Below are 22,642 nucleotides of genomic sequence, written 5' to 3'. Positions count from 1 at the left end.
TCAAGCCTTGGCGATGGCGTCGAAGGCAAGCAGCTTCTCAAGAAGCCGCGGCATATCCTTCAGATAGACCATGTTCGGGCCGTCCGACGGCGCATTGTCCGGATCTTCATGCGTCTCGACGAAAACGCCGGCGACGCCAACGGCGACGGCGGCGCGCGCCAGCGTCTCGACGAATCGGCGATCGCCGCCCGTCGAACCGCCCTGCCCGCCGGGCTGCTGCACGGAATGGGTCGCATCGAAAATCACCGGCGCGCCCATCGCCGCCATGATCGGCAGCGAGCGCATGTCGGAGACCAGTGTATTGTAGCCGAAGGAGGCGCCGCGCTCGCACAGAAGAATGTTCGGGTTACCGCTGTCGTTCAGCTTGGCAAGCACGTTCTTCATGTCCCAGGGAGCCAGAAACTGTCCCTTCTTGACGTTGACGACGCGGCCGGTCTTGGCGGCGGCAACCAGCAGGTCTGTCTGGCGCGACAGGAAGGCCGGGATCTGCAGGATATCGACCGTCTTTGCGACGATAGCACACTGCTCTTCCGTGTGAATGTCGGTCAAGACCGGAAAACCGTATTCCTTTTTCAGATCGGCAAAGACTTCCATGGATTTTTCAAGGCCGATTCCGCGCTTGCCGGAGAGCGAAGTCCGGTTCGCCTTGTCATAGGAGGATTTGTAGACAAGGCCGATGCCAAGCTTGCCGCAGAGTTCCTTCAGGGCGCCAGCAACCATAAAAGCATGCTCGCGGCTTTCCATCTGACACGGACCAGCAATAAGCGACAGCTTGGCGGTGTTGGAAAACAGAACCTTGGAGGCTCCCTCGCCGACGATCACTTCAGAATTCGTGCTCATGCTATCTCCTCGAAGGCGAACAGGGCGCCCGGTCCGGGGGCCAGCCTTGTCAATATACGATTGTTCTTACGCGTGTAGGTGACGCCGTTAGCAGCGAAATGCGACGATGTCACGGAAAGATCGCGTGTTTTGAAAAGGATTGCGCGCGCCTGCAAGCCGGGATCGTCCGAGTGAACAGGCAAATCGTAAAACGCTTCCATGCCTGCCGGCGTCAGGAGCTCGATATCGGCATTGGCCGCCCTGATCGTCAGACCGAAAGAATGTTCCGATATCCAGGGTTCACCGACGATCGCTTCGAAGAAAGTGCGGAATGCGGCCGGGGTGGGTGTCGATATCGCCACCCGCGCAATGCCGGTGACGCCGTTTTCATGGCGCTCCAGCACGCTGCGATCGGCCGGCAGCGGATTGATGCGCTGGCAGCAGAAGGCCAGAAAATCCGGCGCACGCAGATCGGCGGCGAAAGCGAGACGAAAACCGGCGACGGTCTCCGTTCCATCCGGCATTTTCATGGGACGCGAGAAATCCAGCATGCGTCCCGCCGAGATGGCGCTTACCCGAAAGCGCTCGTCATCGGCGACAGCATCCTCCGAGCCGAACACCACGGCTGAAAAGCCGTCTTCACCGAGCCGGAAGCGGTAGGCCTGATCGCGCGCAACGAAGACATTCCCCGCGCCGACGCTCTCCTCACATTGCTCGGGGGATGCCACTGCCAGCGGTTCAAGATAGGTCTTGTCCGCAAAGAAGACACAGGCATTCTCGGTGCCGAACGGATGCCGGGCGTCGGGAGCGACGGTGAAACCGAGCTTGCCGAGCCGCTCGCGCGCCAAAGCGAGATTGACGGTCGGCAATACGAGATGATCCAGCGGATGCGGCGACAAAGTCATGATGTCTCCTATTTTCCTGCGCCCGCAGGTTTGCGCCCATCCATCCTCCAATTCAAGATGAAAGCAAGACGATAGAGGCGCAAGACACCGCATGTCCTGTCGAAGACGCCAGATCACGCGGCTGATTCTTTGATCGGTACCGGATTCGCATGTCGTGAAAATGGCTTTCATCCATGCGTCAGCTACTCAAGGTAGGCTGCATGCGCCCAATGAAGGACTAAACAGCATTTCCTTATGTTTTCCGATATGTTAGCGCGAATATAACCATATGAGACTTTTATCGGGTCCACCCAGTGATGTCGAATATTTAACTGTCCGTGCAAAGCTTTACCGAAATTTAAGTACTTGCGGAACACATATGGAACATATAGTGTCCGTTCTGGATTTGTTTCACGCTTTTCTCGATTCTGGGGTTCCAAGACGATGTTGACGCGCAAGCAGCAGGAACTGCTTCTCTTCATTCACGAACGGATGAAGGAGTCCGGCGTGCCACCATCTTTCGACGAGATGAAGGACGCGCTGGATCTTGCATCCAAATCCGGTATTCACCGTCTGATCACGGCTTTGGAGGAACGAGGGTTCATCCGCCGGCTACCGAACAGGGCCAGAGCGCTTGAGGTCATCAAGCTGCCGGATGCCTATAATCCAAGCCTGCAGCCGCGCCGCGGCTTTTCGCCGAGCGTCATCGAAGGCAGCCTCGGCAAACCCCAGCCAGTTGCGCCGCCTGCTCCGCCAAAAGTGGCGAACGACGACCAGAACAGTTCTGTTTCGGTACCGGTCATGGGCCGCATCGCCGCTGGCGTTCCGATCTCGGCCATCCAAAACAATACCCACGACATAACCGTCCCTGCCGACATGCTCGGCTCGGGCGAGCACTATGCGCTGGAAGTAAGAGGCGATTCAATGATCGATGCCGGCATTTTTGACGGCGATACGGTCATCATTCGCAATGCAACGACTGCCAATCCGGGCGATATCGTCGTCGCGCTCGTCGACGACGAGGAAGCGACGTTGAAGCGCTTCCGCCGCAAGGGGGCCTCCATCGCGCTCGAGGCAGCCAATCCCGCTTATGAAACCCGCATCTTCGGGCCGGATCGCGTCAAGGTGCAAGGCAAGCTCGTTGGCCTCATTCGCCGTTATCACTGACCGGTGATGCTCGGACGATCGGCGCGCCGAATGTGCCTGTGCGCCAATCGTATGTTCTGTGCCGAGCCCATGGGCGCTGTGGATTTTCGAACGCAGTTACCACATTTGGCTTGTCGGTGCTGAGGTCCATCTCAATGGACCCTGTCTGCCGCAATGTGGCGCCTGTGAAAAGCATGGCGCCGGAGCGGCAGCGATCCAGGCGTAGTCGTACGGGAGTGACGACGATATTGGCCGTATCGCAGGCCGGCGACAGGTAAGCTGCGTCCTCGATGGTGACCAGCATCGCGCCATTTTCAAGCATCGCGACGCACCATGCGCCCTTTTGGCAAGCAAAACTGCCCTGCATGGCCTGGTCGAGTGCTTCATCCATTGCCTTGCGAACTGCGCCCTGCTCTTCGACGCTCAATCGCCGGCGATGATCCGTCTTGCTGATCTGGGGAAGGCGGCTGTCAACAGGAAGGATAGTCGGAGGTTGATGCTCGCTCGCAACCAGCGCCCTCTGCCACTGTTCGAAAATGAAAGCCTGCGGTCTTTCGCGATTTGTTGCCAGTATGTCGTCCTGTCGCAAGGCAACCAGAACACCATCCTCGGAAATCATAAGATCCGGTTTGGGCACGCCAGAGCCGAATGCTGCCACGCCGAGGGAAGAAAGCAGCAACAGCAGGCCCACATGGCGCACGCTCGTTCGCAACATCGTCATGAGCAGAAAGCCTGTGATGAACGTCGGCATAAGCCAGGCGGGCTGGCGGCCGAAGGTAATATCGCCGCCCCATCCCGCCACCGTTTTGGCGATAGCGATGACCAACTCCAGTCCCTCGCCGGTGATTTGCCAAAAGGGCCCGTCGAGGCCAAATGGCATAAGCAACATGGCCGCCATGCCAAACGGCATGACGACGAAGGAGACGATCGGCATCGCAGCGAGATTGGCTGCAAGGCCGTATGTCGCCAACCGGTGAAAATGCTCGATCGAGAAGATCGCCGTCGACGCGCCGCCAATGAAGGAGGTCGACAATATGCTGCCGAAGAAGCGCGTAACGAACAGCAACGGGCTCAGGAGCCTGGAGCGCGAAAGAATATTTTCCCGATGCTGGCGCCGTTTCCAAAGCGTGTAGCCGGATACCAGCGCCAGCGTCGCGGCGTAGGACATCTGGAAGCTCGGTCCGAGCACCTGCGACGGCGACAGGCTGAGAATGACGATTGCCGAGAGCGCAACGTTGCGCAGACTGATCGACGGCCGGTCGAAGAGCACGGCAACCAGCATGATCGCCATCATGATAAAGGCGCGTTCGGCCGACACGCCAAAGCCGGAAATGAGATAGTAAGCCGTCAGGGTTACCAGCGCGCCGAAAGCGGCTATCTTCTTGGTCGGCCATGCCTGCGCCATGCCGGGAAACAGGCTGAACAGATAACGCAGGCCGATATAGAAGATACCGGCCGAAAGCGCCATGTTGAGGCCGGAAATGGCAATGATATGCGTGAGCCCGGCCATTCGCAGCGCTTCGGTCGTTTCGTCCGAAAGCGCGCGTCTCTCATCGGTGACAAGTGAGGCCGCGAAAGCGCCGGTGTCACCGGGCAAGGTCCTTCTAATCCTGTCGCCTATGCTGTTGCGCAGGCCGGCAAGCCAGATATCCGCCTTATCCAACACCGAATCCGCCGCAACATCACTGGCCGGTGACAGAAGGGTCGGCTTTCCAAAGGCAAAGCCGTTTGCACCGATGCCGTTGAAATAGGAACTGAACGCGAAATCGTTGAGATCAGGCAGAGCAGGTCCGGCCGGAGGCGTCAGTCGCGCCTTGCCCTGGATGCGGTCGCCGAGGTTGAACGGTTCTGCCTGTTTGCGCACGAAAATGGTGACGCGCTCCGGCGGTCTGCGAATGGCCGGCTTTTCTGTCTTGTCGACTTTGACGACGTATCGCCAACCTCCGTTATCGTAGGATTCTCGCCTTTCGATCCGACCTGTGACGGTCGTGGTCACAGCCGAGTCGAGCATGACGGTCGATGCCCGCCAGCTTTCCCACTGTGCCAGAGCCATGCCCAGACAAACCAGCATGCCGGCGAAGAGGACATGCCGAAGCACGCGGCCCGCTTCGCGCCTGAAAAGAAAGCTGCCAGCCAGGACCAGAAGCGCAGCAAGGACCGTCTGCGGCGGCGGATCGATATCGGCCTTGAACCAGAAGATCGCGCCGAGGCCCATATAGATCGGCGCAAACAGGATGGCACGACCATGCGCGGCCTCCTCTTCGATCAGGCGCCAAACAAAGGATCTGATGCGACTGACAGCCAGGTAGAAACGCGCGACCGGCGGCGCCTGATCCTGCGTCCGCTCCCGCTGCTCCGCTTTGGCACGAGAAACAAGGGGCGTGGCGGCATGGTGAGGCTCTGCAGGCCCAGGAAGATTCCTGCCATCCTCCTGCTGCTCCGGTGCCTCTAAATTAGGCATTCACTGCCTGCCTCACGCAAAACTACAGCTATGACGCGATTTTTGCCGTCACCATTCGGTGAATTCAACCAAAATCGGCACACCCACTGCCAAATTGCGCCATTTACCGGAACAGGGGGATCAAATGCCCTACTGCATTGCCCAAAAGTTGATACCGCAATGCACAATTCGGCATTAGGATAACTTGGCATTAGGCTCTGGATCATATAGCTAGTCGGTAGTCGCTTAACCTTTTGGCGCTTTTTATGGCGTCAATCCCGCCAAATCTTGGAGGATCAGCATGACGGAACAAAGCGCGAAACTAACTTGGGGTGAGAAGACGGTAGACCTGCCGGTCAAAACCGGGACCATCGGCCCGAGTGTCATTGATATTGGTGCCCTTTATAAGAACACCTCCACTTTCACTTACGATCCTGGCTTCACCTCGACCGCGTCGTGCGAGTCCAGCATCACCTATATTGATGGCGACGAAGGCGTTCTGCTGCATCGCGGCTATCCGATCGAACAGCTGGCCGAACACGGCGATTTCCTCGAAGTATGCTACCTGCTGCTCTACGGCGAACTGCCGACGGCCGCACAGAAGAAGGACTTCGACTATCGCGTCGTGCATCACACCATGGTGCATGAGCAGATGTCGCGCTTTTTCACCGGCTTCCGCCGCGACGCGCATCCGATGGCCGTCATGTGCGGCTGCGTCGGCGCTCTGTCAGCCTTCTACCACGACTCGACCGACATCACCGATCCGCATCAGCGCATGGTCGCGAGCCTGCGCATGATCGCCAAGATGCCGACGCTTGCCGCCATGGCCTACAAGTACCATATCGGCCAGCCCTTCGTTTATCCGAAGAACGATCTGGATTACGCATCGAACTTCCTGCGCATGTGCTTTGCCGTTCCCTGCGAAGAGTATGTCGTCAATCCGGTGCTGGCACGCGCCATGGACCGTATCTTCATCCTGCATGCCGACCACGAGCAGAACGCTTCGACCTCGACGGTTCGCCTCGCAGGCTCCTCGGGCGCAAACCCGTTTGCCTGCATCGCTGCAGGCATCGCCTGCCTCTGGGGCCCTGCTCATGGCGGCGCCAACGAAGCCGCGCTGAACATGCTGACGGAAATCGGCTCTGTCGACCACATTCCGGAATACATCGCCCGCGCCAAGGACAAGAACGATCCGTTCCGCCTGATGGGCTTCGGCCACCGCGTTTACAAGAACTACGATCCGCGCGCCAAGATCATGCAGAAGACGGCGCATGAGGTTCTCGGCGAACTCGGCATCAAGGACGATCCGCTGCTCGACATCGCGATCGAGCTGGAACGCATCGCGCTGACCGATGAATACTTCATCGAGAAGAAGCTTTACCCGAACGTCGACTTCTACTCCGGCATCACGCTGAAGGCCCTCGGCTTCCCCACCACCATGTTCACCGTACTGTTCGCGCTTGCCCGTACCGTCGGCTGGATCGCTCAGTGGAACGAGATGATCGAGGATCCGCATCAGCGCATCGGCCGTCCGCGCCAGCTCTATACCGGCGAACCGCCGCGTGAATACGTTCCGGTCTCCAAGCGCTAAGCTCCGGACTTGAAACAAAAAACCGGTCAGAAATGACCGGTTTTTTTATTGGACAAGACATCCAGGAGGATGGCGGCCGCCTTGTCACCAGGCGGCTCCTCCGTCTGCATGCGCTGCCAGACGACATCATAGCCTGCGAGCATTGCCGACAGCTCAGGCGTGTCGTTCGACAGGCGCTCCATATAGCGGGCCAGCAGGCCGGGCCGCAAAATGTCGTTGATGAGCTCAGGCACGACAGCGTAGTCGGCAATCAGGTTCGGCAAGGCCGCCGTCCATACCTTGATGCGCGCCATCACAAATCTGGCCAGCCATTCCGTCTTGTAAGTCGAGACCACCGGAACCCCGGCAAGCCCCAACTCCAGGATTACCGTGCCAGACGCTGCCATGGCGGCATCCGCCTGCGCAAAGGCCTTCCACTTCGCATCCTGACCAACGAGGATATCCGGCTTGATGCGCCAATTTTCGAGAAGCGACCGCACTAGGGCCTCCTGCCTCGGCACCGTCGGCAGCAGATACCGGACGCCATTGTTTCGCCGGCTAAGTTCATCGGTAGCCCGCTCAAAAACCGGCAGGAGCTGGCGGATTTCCGAAGCGCGAGACCCGGGGAGAAGAAGGACCGTCATTGGGGCGTCGGCAGCACTCGTACCGCGCACCGCGCGCTGTCGGCGCGTCTTCAGCAGATCGACGTCCACCGTCAGGCGATGGCCGACATAGGTTGTCGCCGGCCCGCCCAAGCGCTGCATGGCTTCCGGCTCGAACGGCAGCACGGCCAGCACATGATCGACATAGGCGAGCATTTCCCGCGCACGGTATTCCTTCCACGCCCAGACGCTGGGGCAGACATAGTTGACGACCGGAAGGCCGGGCAATGCCTTGCGCACCCTTCTCGCCACGCGGTGGGTGAAATCCGGGCTATCAATGATCAGAAGCACATCGGGCTTGGCCGCTATGATGGCTTCGGCCGTCTGCCGGATGCGGGCAAGCAGTTTCGGCAGTCTCTTGATCACCTGGATGAAGCCCATGATCGACAATTCGGAATAGTCGAAAAGCGAGCGCAGGCCTTGCGCTTCCAGCGCCTCGCCGCCGACGCCGATCAACTCCACGCGACCGCCATGGCGCCGCTTCAACGCCGCGACGAGATCGCCGCCCAGCAGATCGCCGGAAACCTCTCCCGCAACGACAGCGAGCTTCAAGGGAGCGCCGCTCACATGAAGCCCTCCGCGCTCAGACCACGATCGATACCGCAGACGAAGATGCCGGCTTCATCGGCCGCGGCAATCACCGCCTCACGGTCGAGAACCAGCGCCCTGCCCGCTTCCACCGCAACGCCGGCAAGGCCGGCCTTCTTGGCGTTCAGCACGGTCGAGACACCAATCGAGGGCAGATCGGCGCGCACATCCTGCTGCGGCTTGCAGAGCTTGACCAGTACGCCGCGACGGCGTGTCGATATACGACCCTCGGCGCGCAAGCCGGCAACACGCTCGATCATCTTGTCCGTGCCCTCGGCGCCCTCAAGCGCCACGACACGGCCACCGACGCTGACGGCGCCCTGGCCGACATCCAAAAGCCCAAGCGCGTCGGCTGCCTTCGCACCTTGGGCGATATCGCGCAAATCCTCTTGCGAGGGCGCGTGCCGCCCGAGCGGCCCGGTGGTCGCCAGCAGATCGGGCGCAATCTCGTGCGCACCGACGACGCGGACGCCACCGGCCTCGATCAAGCGGATGACCATCTGCAGCACGGCATTATCGCCGCCGGAAAGAAGCGTGCGGATAGTCGAGGGTAATTCTTTGATCACGCGCCACGTCGGATGCACCTCCCGCCAAGGCGGACGGCGCGCGACGCCGCCGGACATGACGACCCGGTCAACGCCATAGCGACGGAACGTGATTTCAAGGCCGGCGAAATTGCCGACACCGAGATTGGCGTGATCGAAAGCGGACCAATCCCGATCCGCCTCGTTCGTCAGCGCAATGATGACAGGATTTTCGCCGGCCTGGCGGGCAGCTTCAGCAACGTAAGCCGGCAGAAAACCACTGCCCGCGATGATCGCCAACCTACCCTTGCCGTCTTGGCCGGCGGAGACCACCGTCAGCTCTTGCCGCGATTGGGCGACGACAGCGCGCGATCGCTATCGGCTGCGATGAAATCGAGGATCTCAATCACTTCCTTGCAATCGGCATATTCGTCACGGATCGCCGCGGCATTGTCGCGGATCGAACCTTCGCCTTCGAAGATACCCTTGTAGGCGCGTCGAACTCGGTGAATGACCGCGCGGTCTATGCCTGCGCGCGTCATGCCGACAATGTTGAGGCCGGACAGCACGCCTGGATTTCCGTTCAGCATGCCGTAGGGAATGACATCGTAGCTTGCAGCCGAAAGTCCTCCGATGAAAGCCTGCCGACCGATGCGGGTGAACTGGTGCACGGCGCAGCCACCGCCCAGAATGGCGCGATCTTCGATGGTCACATGCCCCGCCAGCATGACATTGTTGGACATGATGACATTGTTGCCGACGCGGCAATCATGCGCGACATGGGAATTGGCGAGGAACAGATTGTTGTTGCCGACAATCGTCTTGCCGCCGTAGTCGGCCGTGCCGGTATTGATCGTCACGCCTTCACGTATCGTGCAGTTCTCACCAACATCCAGCGTCGTCTCTTCGCCGCCGTGATGAACGCTCTGCGGGTCGCCACCGACAATGGCCATCGGAAATATCTTCGTTCCCTTGCCGATCGTCGTGCGACCGGTGACGATGGCATGCGTCAGCAGATGGACATTATCATGCAGCACGACCTTGGGGCCGACGTGGCAGAAAGGCCCGATCTCGACGTTCTCGCCGATGATGGCACCATCCTCAACGACCGCGAACTTATGAATGCTCGCGCTTTTTGCGATGCTGCTCATGCCTCGTCCTGATCCTTCCTCACAATCATCGCGCCGATATCGGCTTCGGCAACCAGGATGCCATCGACCTTGGCATCACAATGGAACTTCCAGATCGTACCGCGCTGCTTCTGCTTGACGACATGGAATTCGACGCGGTCACCGGGAACGACCGGCTTGCGGAAACGGGCATTGTCGATCGTCATGAAATAGACGAGATTGCCGCCGATGCCATCCTTGCGGGCGCAGATCGCGCCTGCCGTCTGAGCCATGCCTTCGATGAGCAGTACGCCCGGCATGATCGGTGAACCTGGAAAGTGCCCGGTGAATTGCGGCTCGTTTGCCGTCACGTTCTTGATGCCGATCGCGGAATTATCGCTATCGATCTCGATGATCTTATCGACCATCAGGAAGGGATAGCGATGCGGCAAAAGCTTCATAATTTCCAGAACGTCAGCCGACGACAATGATGTCTTGGCTTCCTCAGTCATGCTCCGCACTCCCGTCCTTCTTTTCTCTGGCTCCCGACCGCTTCGCGATCTCTGCCGATTCCCTCAGAAAATCCCACAGGGGCCGCGCCGGATGACCAGCGTAACGCTCGCCCGCCGGAATGCTGTTCATAACACCGCTCTTGGCGCCGATCTGTACACCGTCGCCAATGTGAATATGGCCGTTCAACCCCGCCTGACCGCCGATTTGCACACCGTCACCAATCAGCGTGCTGCCGGCTATGCCGACCTGGCTGACGACGGCGCAATGGCGGCCAATGCGAACGTTATGTCCGATCTGGACCTGATTGTCGATCTTGGTGCCCTCGCCGATCACGGTATCATCCATCGTGCCGCGATCGATCGTGGTATTGGCGCCGATCTCGACATTATCCTGGATGATGACGCGGCCGATCTGCACGATCTTCACCATGCCGCGAGGCCCTGGCGCATAACCGAAACCATCCTGGCCGATACGCGCGCCGTTGTGAATGATGACGCCATTACCGAGGTACGAGCAGAGTATGCTTGCGCCACCGCCGATGGTGCAATTTCGTCCGATCTTCACACCCGGTCCGATAAGCGCATTGGCACCGATCCACGTGCCCTCGCCTATCTCGGCGCCAGGTCCAATGACCGCGCCCGGCTCCACACCGATATTGGCTTCCAGCTTGGCTGTGGCATCAATGACGGCGCCAGGAGAGATCACGCCGGGGTTCGACGTGAACGCGATCGGACGCATGGCTTCCGGATGCAACAACGCTCCGGCAAGCGCAAAGTCCGTATGCGGCTTCTTGGAGAGAAGCACCGGAATGTGCGCGGGGACGAAGGATTTCAGCGCCGGCAGGCAAATGATCGCCGAAGCCTTGCACGTCTCAAGCTCTGCGCGATTCTTCCGGGAAAGGATATAACAAATGTCGCCTTCGCCTGCCCTATAGACAGGAGCAATCGACTTGATGACGACCTCCGCGAAGGTCGCATCAATAAGATCCGCCCCAAGATGTTCAGCCAACTCTCGTAAGCTGACGCCACCGTGGGGCGGGAAGAAACCTATATGTTCCATAAGCACCAGCTCCAGAACGGTGTTCAAGCCCGTTGTTCTAGGCTGCCGATATCAGAACTGGTTGGCGATGCCAAACCGGAAATTCTCAGTCTTGTCGTAATCTTCCTTGAGAACCGGCACGGCATAGTCAACACGGATGACGCCGAACGGCGAAGACCAGATCAGACCAGCACCCAGCGAAGCTCGGATGGAGCTGTCGTTATGCAGGATGTCGCCGAACAGATTGGCCTTGTTACCGTAGAGGCTACCCGCATCGGCAAAGGCTGCAATGCGCAGACCGATATCCTGCGGAACACCCGGCATCGGCATGCTTGCTTCCGCCGAAGCCGTGAAGTAGGTCGTGCCGCCCAGCGGATCGCCGTTGGACGAGCGCGGACCAATACCGGCATTCTCAAAGCCGCGGATTTCACGACCACCAAGCGTAAACTGGTCGAAGACGTTCAGCTTGCCATCCGTCGGCATCACGTAGCCAGCACCGACTGTCAGCGAGCCGATAATATCGGCTTCGTCGCTGATCATCTTGTAGTAACGCGCCTTGCCACTCAGCTTGTAGAAGTCGGAGTCGCCACCCAGGCCCGCATATTCATGCGTGAACTTGGCGATAATACCTTCACGCGGCAGATTCTGGTCATCCAACGTGTTGTAGGTAAAGGTCTGCGAAATCGTCGACTGCACCCAAGGGCCGTTTTCGACGAGGTTGAGATATGGATTTGACAGATTGTTCTGCCAATCGTTCGTGCCGTCGTATGTCAGGCGCTTGTAGTTGTAGCGCAGGGTCGTCGCCAAGTTCTCGGTGATCGGCGCGGTCACACGCAGCGAGAAGCCTTCCTCCGAATAGTCGTAGAAGTCGTCGCTCGACGTCTGGTTCTTGAAGATATCGAAACCGGCAGCGAGACGATAACCAAGGAAGTAGGGCTCAGTGAACGAGATGTTGTAGGTACGATTGCCTTCCGTGCCGGCACCCGCAGCGATGCGGATGTACTGACCGCGGCCGAGGAAGTTCTTTTCCTCAACCGAAGCTTCCAGCAGCAGACCACCGTTGTTGCCGACGGCGTAACCGGCACCGATACCGAACGAGCCGGTCGGCTGATCTTCGACGTTGACGACGACGACAACACGGTCCGGAGCACTGCCCTGTGCCGTGGTGATGTCAACCTTGGTGAAATAGCCGAGCGCGTCGAGGCGACGCTTGGCGCGCGTGATCATTTCCTGGTTGAAGGCATCGCCTTCATTCAGGTCGAACTCGCGGCGGATAACGTAGTCGCGTGTGCGGGTGTTGCCGCGGATTTCGATACGCTCGACATAGGCGCGCTCGCCCTGATCGACCAGGTATTCGATGCCGATCGTATGACCGGTCAGATCACGGTTGCCGCGCGGCGTGATGCGGGCGAACGGATAGCCGGCGGAAGCCACGCGCTTCGAAATATTCTCGATCGAAGTCTGAATGTCCTTGGCGCTGTAGACATCGCCCTTGTGGGTGATGACCAGGCCCTTAAGATCCTCGGCATTGATGCCGTCGACCGTCGAGATGACATTGATGTCGCCATAGGTGTAACGCGGACCTTCATCGACATTGAAGTTCAGCGTGTATTCGTTGTTCTGCTCGTTCAGCGTCGCATCGGCGCTGACGACGCGGAAGTCGGCGTAACCATGGTTGTAGTAGAACTGACGCAGCGCATCCTGGTCAGCCTGCTGACGGTCCGGGCTGTAAACGTCCTTGCGGGTCAGGAACGACAGGAAGTTGCTCTTCTTCGTGCTGATCACCGAAGCGAGACGGCCGCTGTTGTAAGCCTGATTGCCCGAGAAATTGATCTTGTCGATCTTGGTACGATCACCTTCGTTGATGACGAAAGCGACGTTGAGACGACCCTGAGCGACCTCGGCGGTCTGCGTCGTTACCTGCACATCGTTACGGCCGATGGCGGCATAGGCATCCTTGATGGTCTTGACGTCAGCCTGGACGGTGGCCTCGTTATAGGGGCCGGCAGCGTGGGTCTGAACGATCCCCTGCAGCTTGTCGTCCTTGATCTTGCGGTTGCCGTTGAAGACCACGGCGTTGATGAGCTGATTCTCCTTGACCGATATGACCAGGGCGCTGCCCGAAACGGTCATATGGACGTCGGAGAAATACCCGGTGGCGTAAAGCTGCTTCACCGATGCATCGATATCGCTTGGCGAGAAGCTCTTGCCAGGCTTGATCGTGATGTTGTCTCGAACAGCTTGCGCGCCGACGCGCCCAGCTCCCTGAACATCAATCCGCTGGATAACAGCGGCCTCCGCGACTGAGGTAGAGGCAAGGGTGATAACACCAGCGCCCGACGCAACAACACCAGCAGACAGCGCTACCGCCGACACTGCGTTCAATAATCTTGAACCAGCCTTCATTTTCACTTCTTACCTTTTTTTCAGTCGTCCCCAGCCCCAGGCGAACCCGATTCCGGCCACGTGTGTCGTTTTACCCGCTTTTGACATACAAGCAAGGGAGCAAGTTAATTTCCGTTTACTTCATTTCAAAGCGTGACCCATTCGCCACTACAGCTTTGAAACATCGTAAATAAATCGTAATTTCCTCTCGCGTTGCCCCACTAGCCTATTCGGGAACTAATATCGTTCCATGTCGCAAACACCATGAGTGACAGCACCATCGCAAATCCGATCCGGAAAGCGATATCCTGTGCCCGTGCACCCAAGGGTTTTCCCCTGACGGCTTCAATCGCATAGAACATCAGATGGCCGCCATCAAGTACCGGGACGGGCATCAAATTTAATAACCCTATTGAAACAGAAAGTATGGCGGCGAACTGGAGCACCGCAGAGAAACCTAAGGTTGCCATTTGTCCGGACAGCTGCGCAACCCGAATCGGCCCGCCAAGCTGGTCGGCCTTCATGTAGCCGCCGATAACGTTGGCGATATATTCGAAGGTGCCGGAGACGATGCTGCCCGTTTGCTTCACCCCTTCGCCAAGCGCCTGGAACGGCCCGTAGGCTTCGTAGCGCAGCCTGATCGGCTTCTGACCGTCGGTGATGCCGATGGTGGCTATTTCGATCTGCGTGCCGAAAATATCGGTCTCCGCGGATTTCTTCGGCGTAACCGTCACATCGCGTGTCTGGCCGCCGCGCTCGACGGACAGGGACACGGGCTTGTCCACGTGAGAGGCGGCGTAACGCTGCACTTCGCTGATGGAGCCCACGGCCTGTCCATCGACGGAAAGGATGCGGTCGCCGAGTTCAAGACCGGCAGCTTCAGCGGGGCTATCCGGAGCGATCGACGCCACCAACGGATCGATCGGCGCAATGCCGATGCTGCCGACATCCTTCTTGTTGCCGGAGGCATCCGTTTCCGTCAGCGTTTCCGCCACAATCGGAAAATCGCGTATCTCGCCGTTGCGCTGTATCGTCAGTACGATGCTCTTGCCGGGCCGGTCACCGATATAGCGGCCGATATCGTAGTAGGTCGCTATAGCGTTGCCATCCGCGGCGATCAGGCGATCTCCCGCCACTATGCCGGCCTTTGCCGCCGGTCCATTCGGCTCTACGCCTGTAATCAGTGGATCTACGAGCGCAATGCCTATGCGGCCCATCTCCATCTTGTTGCCGAATTGATCGGTGTCCTCCACCAGCTTCGGCATGATACGGAAATCGCGCATCTGGCCGTCGCGCTCGACCGTCAGAACGATCGTGCGGCCAGGACGCAGGCCGACATAGCGCTGCACTTCATCAAAGGTCTTCACCTTGACACCGTCGATGGCCATCAGCCGATCGCCGGGCTCGATACCGGCTTCTGCAGCGGCGCCATCACGCGTCACCATGGCGACGACCGGATCGGCGACGGTGCGACCGTAGACACTGAAAAGAACGGCAAAGATTGCTATGGCGAGAATGAAGTTTGCGATCGGACCGGCGGCAACGGTTGCCGCCCGCTTCCAGAGCTTGGCCCCTGCGAAGGATTGGGCGCGCGCTTCTTCCGTCATGGCCGCGAGTTGATCCGTATCGGTCTTGCTCGAGGCATCCTCGTCGCCAAAGAAGCGCACATAGCCGCCGAGCGGGATGAGCGAAAGCTTCCAGCGCGTGCCGTGCCGATCAGTATGCCCCAAGATTTCGGGGCCGAAACCGATCGAAAATGCCATGATGCGGATACCGGACCAGCGCCCGACCAGATAGTGACCCATCTCGTGCACGAAAACGAGCAGCGACAGGACGAAAACAAACGTTATGACGTTGTTCGTCAAAAAACCAATGAAGCTAGCCGCGCCACCCATGCAACGATCCTGTTCGCGTTAATTTCAGACCCCGAGCAGAACGCCGCCCAATGACAAGGTCTCGCCGCTCATTGTCAGCGATATTACGATAGCCAACAAAAACGCTGCAAAACAAGCAAAAATTAGTCCATCGACTCGATCCATGACGCCGCCATGGCCTGGAATCAGATGGCTGGAATCCTTCACACCGAAACGGCGCTTGATGAAAGACTCAAACAAGTCGCCGATCTGGCTGCAAACCGACAGCACCAGCGCAAGCACCGGGATCCTCAAATCATCGGCGGAAAAGAAGCTCCAGACAACAGCGGTTCCCGCGATGATGGCGGCAACGGCACCGCCGATTGCGCCCGACCAGGTCTTGCCCGGCGATATGCGGGGCGCAAGCTTCGGACCGCCGATCGCCCGGCCGACGAAATAGGCAAATATATCGGTAGCCCACACCGTCGCGAAGACGAACAGCATCAACACGAAGCCGCGCAGATCATCGTCGCGAATCTCGGCAAGGGCGATCGCTGTCAATCCGGAATAGAATATGCCGCCCGGCAGCCACCAGGTCGTCCGCCGAACGGCAACCATAATCGTCGTCGCCGCGACAAAGGCAACCAGAACCTCGATGGAATAGACCGATTCGCTCATCAGCGTTGCGCCGGCAATCAGCACAAGACCGAGCCAGCCGAGCGCATTTCCCTGGGGATCGCGTCCGTGCAAGTCAGCTATCGTCGACCATTCATAGTAGACGAGCAGGCCGATTGCCGCCGCCAGAAGGCGAAAACTCAGGCCGCCATACCAGGTAGCCGCAAGAACAATAACGGCAAGGACGATGCCGGAGATGACGCGCAGCCTGAGTTCACGGCTCATCAGGACCCCACGGCCGCCGCCTGCTTGCCGGAGAGGCCGCCAAAGCGCCGGTCGCGCGCGGCATATTTCTCCAGCGCGGCGAAGAACAGGTCACGGCTGAAATCGGGCCAGTATTCCGGCATGAACATGAATTCCGAATAGGCGGCCTGCCACAAAAGGAAGTTCGATAGCCGCTCCTCGCCGCTCGTGCGGATAATGAGGTCTGGATCGGGAATTCCCGCGGTATCCAGGCGGGCGTCCAAAAGCTCCGGGCTGATATCCTGCGGACGCAGCCGCCCGGCTTCGACATCCTTCGCCAGGCTGACGACGGCGCGGGCAATCTCGTCGCGAGAGCCGTAGTTGAAGGCGATGACCAGCGTCAGGGCCGTATTGTCCCGGGTGGTCTCCTCAGCCTCGATCAGCAACGGCAGAATGTCGCCGCGCAGATTGCTGCGGTCGCCAATGACGCGGATCCGCACATTCTGACGATGAAGCTCGGCAAGATCCCGCCGGATGAACGCCTTGAGGAGCCCCAGCAGGTCGCTCACCTCGGTCTCGGGGCGACGCCAGTTCTCGGAGGAAAAGGCGAAAAGCGTGAGATACTTCACGCCGATATCACCAGCCGCTCGAACAGTTTCCCGAACTGCCTCCACGCCCTTGCGGTGGCCCATGGTGCGCGGCAGGCCACGCGCGTTGGCCCAGCGCCCATTGCCGTCCATGATGATGGCAACGTGTTCGGGTACGGCAGAAAACGTAGGATCTGACATATGGGTCCGGTTTCGTTCGGCGGGAAGAATGCTCTGATCTCGTAATCTAGGGCGCCGTCACCGCTTTCAATGTTTCCAAATCGAAAGCACGACACCCCAGCGTACGATTAGACCTGCATGATTTCCTTTTCTTTGTCGGCTAGCAAGCGGTCGACATCCGAAATCGTCTCATCCGTCATCTTCTGCACACGCTCGGAGAGGGAGCGGCTCTCATCCTGACCGATTACACCATCCTTTTCGGCCTTTTTGAGGCCATCCATGCCGTCACGGCGAACATGGCGAATCGCGACCTTGGCCTTCTCGGCGTATTCGTGCGCGACCTTGACCAGCGAGCGGCGGCGCTCCTCGTTGAGCTCCGGCAGCGGGATGCGCAGATTCTGGCCGTCGATGATGGGATTGAGGCCGAGATTGGATTCGCGGATCGCGCGCTCGACGGCACCGACCATCGCCTTGTCCCATACCGATACGGTCAACATGCGCGCTTCCGGCACGGTGATGTTGGACACCTGGTTCAGCGGCATGCGCGAACCATAGGCTTCGATCGTAACCGGATCCAGAATGTTAGCGGATGCGCGGCCGGTGCGCAGCGAGGCGATATCGCTCTTGAATGCCGCGATGGCGCCGTCCATGCGGCGCTTCAATTCCTTGAGGTCAGTGCCTTCACTCATGTCTATACTCCCCTGTAATAAGGCGACGCCGGGCATGCCCGGCGCCACAGGAACGTCAGTTGTCTGATACGATGGTCTTGCGGCCGCCGCCGGTCAAGATTTCCGCGAAGCCGCCCTTCTCGTGGATAGAGAAAACGATGATCGGAATTGAATTTTCCCGCGCAAGCGCCACGGCGGCTACATCCATGACCGCCAACCCCTTTTCCAGCACCTGGCTGTGGGTCAGATGATCGAAACGCTCGGCATCCGGAAACTTCTTCGGATCGGCGGAATAGATGCCGTCGACCTGCGTGCCCTTGAAGATGGCCTGCGCGCCCATTTCGGCGGCGCGCAATGCGGCTGCGGAATCAGTGGTGAAGAACGGATTTCCGGTGCCACCAGCAAAGATCACCACACGGCCCAGCGAGAGATGATAGAGCGTGGCGCGCTGCGAGAAACTCTCGCAGATCTCCGGCATGGAGATGGCCGAGAGCACGACGGTCTCGATGTCGAGCTTGCGCAGCGAGGTTGCCAGCGCCAGCGCATTGATGACGGTTCCGAGCATGCCCATATGGTCGCCGGTCACGCGATCGCCGCCCTTGGAGGCCACGGCGACACCGCGGAATATATTGCCGCCGCCGACGACCACGCCGACTTCGACGCCCATTGCGCGCGCTTCGGCGATATCGGATGCAATCCGGTCGGAGACGGTAACATCGATACCGAACCCCTGGCTACCCATGAGGGCTTCGCCGGAGGCCTTGAGCAGTACGCGCTTGTAGATCGGCTGAGACATCGTGGCTCCTTGAAGTGATCGCGGGGGATGATTGTGAAAGCCGGATACACGAAGGGCACCGCGTTGTCACGCGATGCCCTGAGGTTTTCCCTGATATGGTTTCACCAATCCGGGAGATGGCTTCTTTTTGCCAATCAGCCCTTGGCGACAGCCGCAACTTCGGCAGCGAAGTCGGTTTCTTCCTTCTCGACGCCTTCGCCGAGGAGCAGACGGGCCATGCCAACGACTTCGATCGCGGCGCCAGCGGTCTTTTCAGCTTCCTTGATGGCAGCAGCGACCGTCAGGTCCGGGTTGATGACGAAGGCCTGCGAGAGAAGAGCGACTTCCTCGAAGAACTTGCGCATGCGGCCTTCCACCATCTTTTCGATGATGGCTTCCGGCTTGCCGGATTCGCGGGACTGCTCGATGAAGACGTTGCGTTCGCGCTCGGCGACTGCAGCATCGACTTCTTCGGCGCGGATAGCCAGCGGGTTGGTGGCAGCAATGTGCATGGCAACCTGGCGGCCGATCGACGTCAGAACGGCCTTGTCACCGACCGACTTCAGGGCGACCAGAACGCCGAGCTTGCCGATACCGTCGCCGGCAGCGTTGTGGATGTAGGTCGCCACGACGCCGTGCTCGACTTCCAGCTTGGCCGCACGACGAAGCGTCATGTTCTCGCCGATGGTTGCGATTGCGTCCTTGATGGTGTCGGCGACCGGCTTGCCGGATGCGGGATAGGTCGCAGCCGAAATGGCTTCGACCGTGCCGTCGGTGGACAGTGCAACTTCGGCGATGCCGCGAGCGAGTTCCTGGAAGGCATCGTTACGGGCAACGAAGTCGGTTTCGGAATTGAGCTCGACGACAACGGCCTTGTGACCGGCGCCGGCAATGGCGATCAAGCCTTCAGCGGCGGTACGGCCGGACTTCTTGTCGGCCTTGGAGATGCCCTTGGCGCGCAGCCAGTCGATCGCGGCTTCGACATCGCCGTTGGTTTCGATCAGCGCCTTCTTGCAGTCCATCATGCCTGCGCCAGACTTTTCGCGCAGTTCCTTCACCAGTGCAGCCGTAATCTCGGTCATAAGCTTCCTCTTTGTCGGTTCATACGGTGCGGCAAGCGGCTTCGAACCGAGGCGGCACCGATTTGAGGGACGAAATGTACCCGTAAGTATGACAGCGTTATGAAGCCGCGTCACACTCTGGAATTCTTGATTGGAACATGCCTGGATTTACCGCCCAGGCAAAGCGTTACCCAAAACGCGATAAGGCCGCTCGAACTTCTTGAAGTCGCAAACGGCCCTATCCCGGATGTCAATGCGCTTGGGCGGACAGTCTCCTGCCCGCCTCGAGGCGCGATCAGGCTTCGGCGCCGTCCGCCAGGGTCGGCTCGACCGGAGTTTCCTCGGAAGCACCGAGGTCACGGCCCGATGCGCTCTGCTGGCGAGCGATGCCGTCGATGGCAGCGCGCGAGATCAGGTCGCAGTAAAGAGCGATGGCGCGCGAAGCGTCGTCGTTGCCCGGGATCGGATAGTCGATCAGGTCCGGATCGCAGTTCGAGTCGATGATGGCGACGACCGGGATGCCGAGGCGCTTGGCTTCGTCGATCGCGATCTTTTCCTTGTTGGTGTCGATGATGAACATCAGGTCGGGCGTGCCGCCCATGTCCTTGATACCACCAAGGGCCTTGTCAAGCTTTTCGCGCTCGCGCTCGAGGTTCAGACGCTCCTTCTTGGTGAAGCCCTGGGCGTCGCCGGAGAGGATTTCGTCGAGCTTGCGCAGACGCTGAATCGAGTTGGAAATCGTCTTCCAGTTGGTCATCATGCCGCCGAGCCAGCGGGCGTTGACGTAGTACTGGGCCGAACGCTTGGCGCTGTCGGCGATCAGTTCGGACGCCTGACGCTTGGTGCCGACGAACAGAACGCGGCCGCCACGGGCAACGGTGTCGCTGACGACCTGCAGGGCGCGGCTCAGCATCGGAACCGTCTGAGCGAGGTCGATGATGTGGATGTTGTTACGATCGCCGAAAATGTACGGCTTCATCTTCGGGTTCCAGCGATGCGTCTGGTGGCCGAAGTGAACACCAGCTTCCAGAAGCTGGCGCATAGAAAAATCAGGCAATGCCATGCCTTTGACTCCTTTTCCGGTTGAACCTCCGCAAGGCGAACAGCACTCTCTTCGAGAATGCCACCGGGCGGAACGATCCGGATTTCTCCCGGACAATCCCATGCCTTACGTGTGGAATGCGGCTGGCCATACATTCGATTTGCCGGGAATGCAAGGCTTGGAACGAAAAATAGCTGCGCGCCCTGCCCTCAAGCCGCCAGTTTATCGAGCAATGCCAGCATGACATTGGCGTCCGGCATCGGCAGGACGGCGTCGATTTCCGCCGGAACCAAGCCGGCTATGGCGCTGTCGGCGTCTCCGGTCGCCGTTCCGAGCGGCCCGCGGAAACCATGCTTGGCCCAGGCAAGCTCCTGCAATCGCGGGCTGATCAACGCCTCGATCATGCGGTCGACCTGTTCGTCTATGGCGATGAGCGGATGGGCGGAATAGACGGTCGGATGCGGATAGAGCACCACGGGCTTTGCGCCATTGCTGGCCTGGACCCGGTGCCACCGCTGCGGATCGGCGATGATCCATTCCACCAACTGATTCTCGTAGCCGACGATCATCGGTTCGCCGCCGATGCCGCCGGCGAGATACTGTTCGAAAAGCTTGCCTGATGACGACGACTTGAAGCCCATGTTGCGGAAGATGGACTGCGTCTTGTCGCCGAATTGCGCGAGATTGTCGGCGCTGGCCACGTTGCCGCTCAGGAGGCTGAGCACGAGGCCGGAAAACATGAAGCCTGAATTGGAACGATTGGGATCCGTGGAAACGATCCTGGACTGTCCATAGAGCGCGTTGACGCCGAGCTTCGACCAGGTTGTTCCGGCAAGGACGGCATCCAGCAGCGCCTTCAGATCGAGCTGATGCTGTCCTTCCGATGTCGTGGTGACAAGCCCGGCCTTGGTCAATCCATCGACGACAGGCTGCCACGAATAAACGACGATGGGCGTGTTGAGGATGACGCGATCGTTGCGGATCTTGATGCCGCTCTGCCGGGCTATGTCGACCATGATCGAGGAGGAAGGCCAGAGGAACGCGGGGTTCTGCGAGAGGAGCGCCTGCTCCCGCACCATCTCGACGGAGCCAGCGACGCGGCTGTTGATCTCCAGCCCGTGGCTGTGGAGAGCGCCGATCACATCGCTGTCGGCCAGAAATGCTTCCTTCTCGCCACCGATGAAGCCGAAAAGCTTGGTGCGATTGCCAAGCAGCCCCTGAAGCTCCGGCCTGTCCTTGACGGCGAAATAACCACCGGTGCCTGCGACCCCGGCAGCAAGAAGCCCTACTCCAAAAGCGCGGCGGGAAATGGCCATCAGCGTCCTATATCCTCTTTGAGCGAGGCCTGTATCAGGCGCAGCTCCGTATCAAGCGTATCCAGCCTGTCGTCGACCAGGCTGTCCGAATAGTGGACGAAGGCATCTTCGAGCTTGGTCAGAACCAGATCGACCTCCTGAAGGCGCGTCGCATCCGGCTGGCGCTTCGCCTCGATCACGGCAAAACCCTCCGCCACCTCGGCGGCTCGCGGCAGATAGTAGCTGAGGAACCGCCTCACCGTGCCGGCACTCTCCGGATTGGCCTCGACCTTGGCGAAGACGTCGGCGGCGATCTCCGCCAGATGCCGCACCCGCTTTGCCGTCTCCTTGCTGGCGATCTGGGCCGCAGAAGCCTCCAGCCTTCGCGCGGCGGGTGTCGCCGAATTCAGCAGATCGCGGGCGAATTCGAGCCGGCCCCTGCCGATGGCCTTCGCGTCCAGCCCTTCGAAGAGGCCGCGTGGTGCCAGCACAAAGATAAGACCCACGAAGACGAGCAGGCCGATGACGGCCGCGATCCATATCGGCATGCCGGCATAAAAGCTCAGCACAGGAATGACAATCGCGGCGACAAGCCCCGCCACGATCCAATTCCAGTCATTGCCGAACCAATTGCGCATTATCGTC

20 protein-coding genes are annotated in these 22,642 nt (G+C 59.5%); 2 read left to right on the top strand and 18 right to left on the bottom strand.

Going from position 1 to position 22,642, the window contains the following annotated elements; translation table 11 throughout:
• Both kdsA and AB8B29_RS06700 read right to left on the bottom strand, forming a co-directional pair.
• Positions 1-840, bottom strand: a complete 840-nt coding sequence (gene kdsA / locus AB8B29_RS06705) for a 3-deoxy-8-phosphooctulonate synthase (RefSeq protein WP_037201944.1) — start codon at positions 838-840, stop codon at positions 1-3.
• On the bottom strand, positions 837-1,724 hold the full coding sequence (locus tag AB8B29_RS06700) for a VOC family protein (RefSeq protein ID WP_037201942.1): 888 nt from the start codon (positions 1,722-1,724) through the stop codon (positions 837-839). The genes kdsA and AB8B29_RS06700 overlap by 4 nt, the downstream gene beginning before the upstream one ends.
• A gap of 423 nt (positions 1,725-2,147) precedes the next feature.
• On the opposite strand from AB8B29_RS06700, the gene lexA reads away from it, so the two are divergent.
• The gene (gene lexA, locus AB8B29_RS06695; protein ID WP_037201940.1) at positions 2,148-2,870 is read left to right on the top strand and encodes a transcriptional repressor LexA; all 723 of its coding nucleotides are present in this window, start codon (positions 2,148-2,150) and stop codon (positions 2,868-2,870) included.
• Here the strand turns inward: lexA and AB8B29_RS06690 are convergent.
• Complete coding sequence (locus tag AB8B29_RS06690) at positions 2,851-5,310, bottom strand: ComEC/Rec2 family competence protein (protein ID WP_037201937.1); 2,460 nt, start codon at positions 5,308-5,310, stop codon at positions 2,851-2,853. The two genes, lexA and AB8B29_RS06690, sit on opposite strands and share 20 nt — an antisense overlap.
• Before the next feature lie 280 nt (positions 5,311-5,590).
• Between AB8B29_RS06690 and gltA the strand changes: the two genes are divergently transcribed.
• The gene (gltA, locus tag AB8B29_RS06685) at positions 5,591-6,880 is read left to right on the top strand and encodes a citrate synthase (protein WP_034505135.1); all 1,290 of its coding nucleotides are present in this window, start codon (positions 5,591-5,593) and stop codon (positions 6,878-6,880) included.
• 26 nt (positions 6,881-6,906) lie between these two features.
• Here gltA and lpxB read toward each other — a convergent pair whose 3' ends face one another.
• From lpxB to AB8B29_RS06610, 15 genes are all read right to left on the bottom strand, one after another.
• Positions 6,907-8,088: a lipid-A-disaccharide synthase gene (gene lpxB / locus AB8B29_RS06680; RefSeq protein ID WP_113118267.1), complete on the bottom strand. Its 1,182-nt coding sequence runs from the start codon at positions 8,086-8,088 to the stop codon at positions 6,907-6,909.
• Positions 8,085-8,966: an LpxI family protein gene (locus AB8B29_RS06675; protein ID WP_037201933.1), complete on the bottom strand. Its 882-nt coding sequence runs from the start codon at positions 8,964-8,966 to the stop codon at positions 8,085-8,087. Before AB8B29_RS06675 ends, lpxB begins: the two co-directional genes overlap by 4 nt.
• 2 nt (positions 8,967-8,968) lie before the next feature.
• Positions 8,969-9,784: an acyl-ACP--UDP-N-acetylglucosamine O-acyltransferase gene (gene lpxA / locus AB8B29_RS06670; protein ID WP_037201930.1), complete on the bottom strand. Its 816-nt coding sequence runs from the start codon at positions 9,782-9,784 to the stop codon at positions 8,969-8,971.
• The gene (gene fabZ / locus AB8B29_RS06665; RefSeq protein WP_034505141.1) at positions 9,781-10,254 is read right to left on the bottom strand and encodes a 3-hydroxyacyl-ACP dehydratase FabZ; all 474 of its coding nucleotides are present in this window, start codon (positions 10,252-10,254) and stop codon (positions 9,781-9,783) included. Before fabZ ends, lpxA begins: the two co-directional genes overlap by 4 nt.
• Complete coding sequence (gene lpxD / locus AB8B29_RS06660; RefSeq protein ID WP_092573699.1) at positions 10,247-11,314, bottom strand: UDP-3-O-(3-hydroxymyristoyl)glucosamine N-acyltransferase; 1,068 nt, start codon at positions 11,312-11,314, stop codon at positions 10,247-10,249. The genes fabZ and lpxD overlap by 8 nt, the downstream gene beginning before the upstream one ends.
• A 51-nt stretch (positions 11,315-11,365) precedes the next feature.
• Entirely contained in the window at positions 11,366-13,699 is a 2,334-nt protein-coding gene (gene bamA / locus AB8B29_RS06655) for an outer membrane protein assembly factor BamA (protein WP_037201925.1), read from the bottom strand.
• Between the two features lie 200 nt (positions 13,700-13,899).
• Complete coding sequence (rseP, locus tag AB8B29_RS06650) at positions 13,900-15,573, bottom strand: RIP metalloprotease RseP (protein WP_113118268.1); 1,674 nt, start codon at positions 15,571-15,573, stop codon at positions 13,900-13,902.
• 24 nt (positions 15,574-15,597) lie between these two features.
• Positions 15,598-16,431 (bottom strand): phosphatidate cytidylyltransferase, encoded by an 834-nt coding sequence (locus tag AB8B29_RS06645; RefSeq protein ID WP_047557726.1) that lies wholly within the window; start codon positions 16,429-16,431, stop codon positions 15,598-15,600.
• Positions 16,431-17,177, bottom strand: a complete 747-nt coding sequence (locus AB8B29_RS06640; RefSeq protein WP_037201917.1) for an isoprenyl transferase — start codon at positions 17,175-17,177, stop codon at positions 16,431-16,433. The genes AB8B29_RS06645 and AB8B29_RS06640 overlap by 1 nt, the downstream gene beginning before the upstream one ends.
• Positions 17,178-17,284: 107 nt before the next feature.
• Complete coding sequence (frr, locus tag AB8B29_RS06635) at positions 17,285-17,845, bottom strand: ribosome recycling factor (RefSeq protein ID WP_034505150.1); 561 nt, start codon at positions 17,843-17,845, stop codon at positions 17,285-17,287.
• Between the two features lie 55 nt (positions 17,846-17,900).
• The gene (gene pyrH / locus AB8B29_RS06630; RefSeq protein WP_034505151.1) at positions 17,901-18,620 is read right to left on the bottom strand and encodes a UMP kinase; all 720 of its coding nucleotides are present in this window, start codon (positions 18,618-18,620) and stop codon (positions 17,901-17,903) included.
• 134 nt (positions 18,621-18,754) lie between these two features.
• Complete coding sequence (gene tsf, locus AB8B29_RS06625; protein WP_439006321.1) at positions 18,755-19,681, bottom strand: translation elongation factor Ts; 927 nt, start codon at positions 19,679-19,681, stop codon at positions 18,755-18,757.
• A gap of 274 nt (positions 19,682-19,955) precedes the next feature.
• Entirely contained in the window at positions 19,956-20,723 is a 768-nt protein-coding gene (gene rpsB, locus AB8B29_RS06620; protein ID WP_037201912.1) for a 30S ribosomal protein S2, read from the bottom strand.
• Positions 20,724-20,911: 188 nt separating this feature from the next.
• Positions 20,912-22,018: a substrate-binding domain-containing protein gene (locus AB8B29_RS06615; RefSeq protein WP_113118269.1), complete on the bottom strand. Its 1,107-nt coding sequence runs from the start codon at positions 22,016-22,018 to the stop codon at positions 20,912-20,914.
• The gene (locus AB8B29_RS06610) at positions 22,018-22,635 is read right to left on the bottom strand and encodes a 5-bromo-4-chloroindolyl phosphate hydrolysis family protein (RefSeq protein WP_113118270.1); all 618 of its coding nucleotides are present in this window, start codon (positions 22,633-22,635) and stop codon (positions 22,018-22,020) included. The genes AB8B29_RS06615 and AB8B29_RS06610 overlap by 1 nt, the downstream gene beginning before the upstream one ends.
• Positions 22,636-22,642 lie beyond the last annotated feature (7 nt).

Source organism: Rhizobium sp. 11_C7_N12_5, from assembly GCF_051811145.1.
In the GTDB taxonomy this organism is placed as follows: Bacteria; Pseudomonadota; Alphaproteobacteria; order Rhizobiales; family Rhizobiaceae; genus Rhizobium; species Rhizobium lusitanum.
The sequence above is the reverse complement of the archived record's forward strand: the minus strand, read 5'-3'. Positions and strand labels throughout refer to the sequence as shown.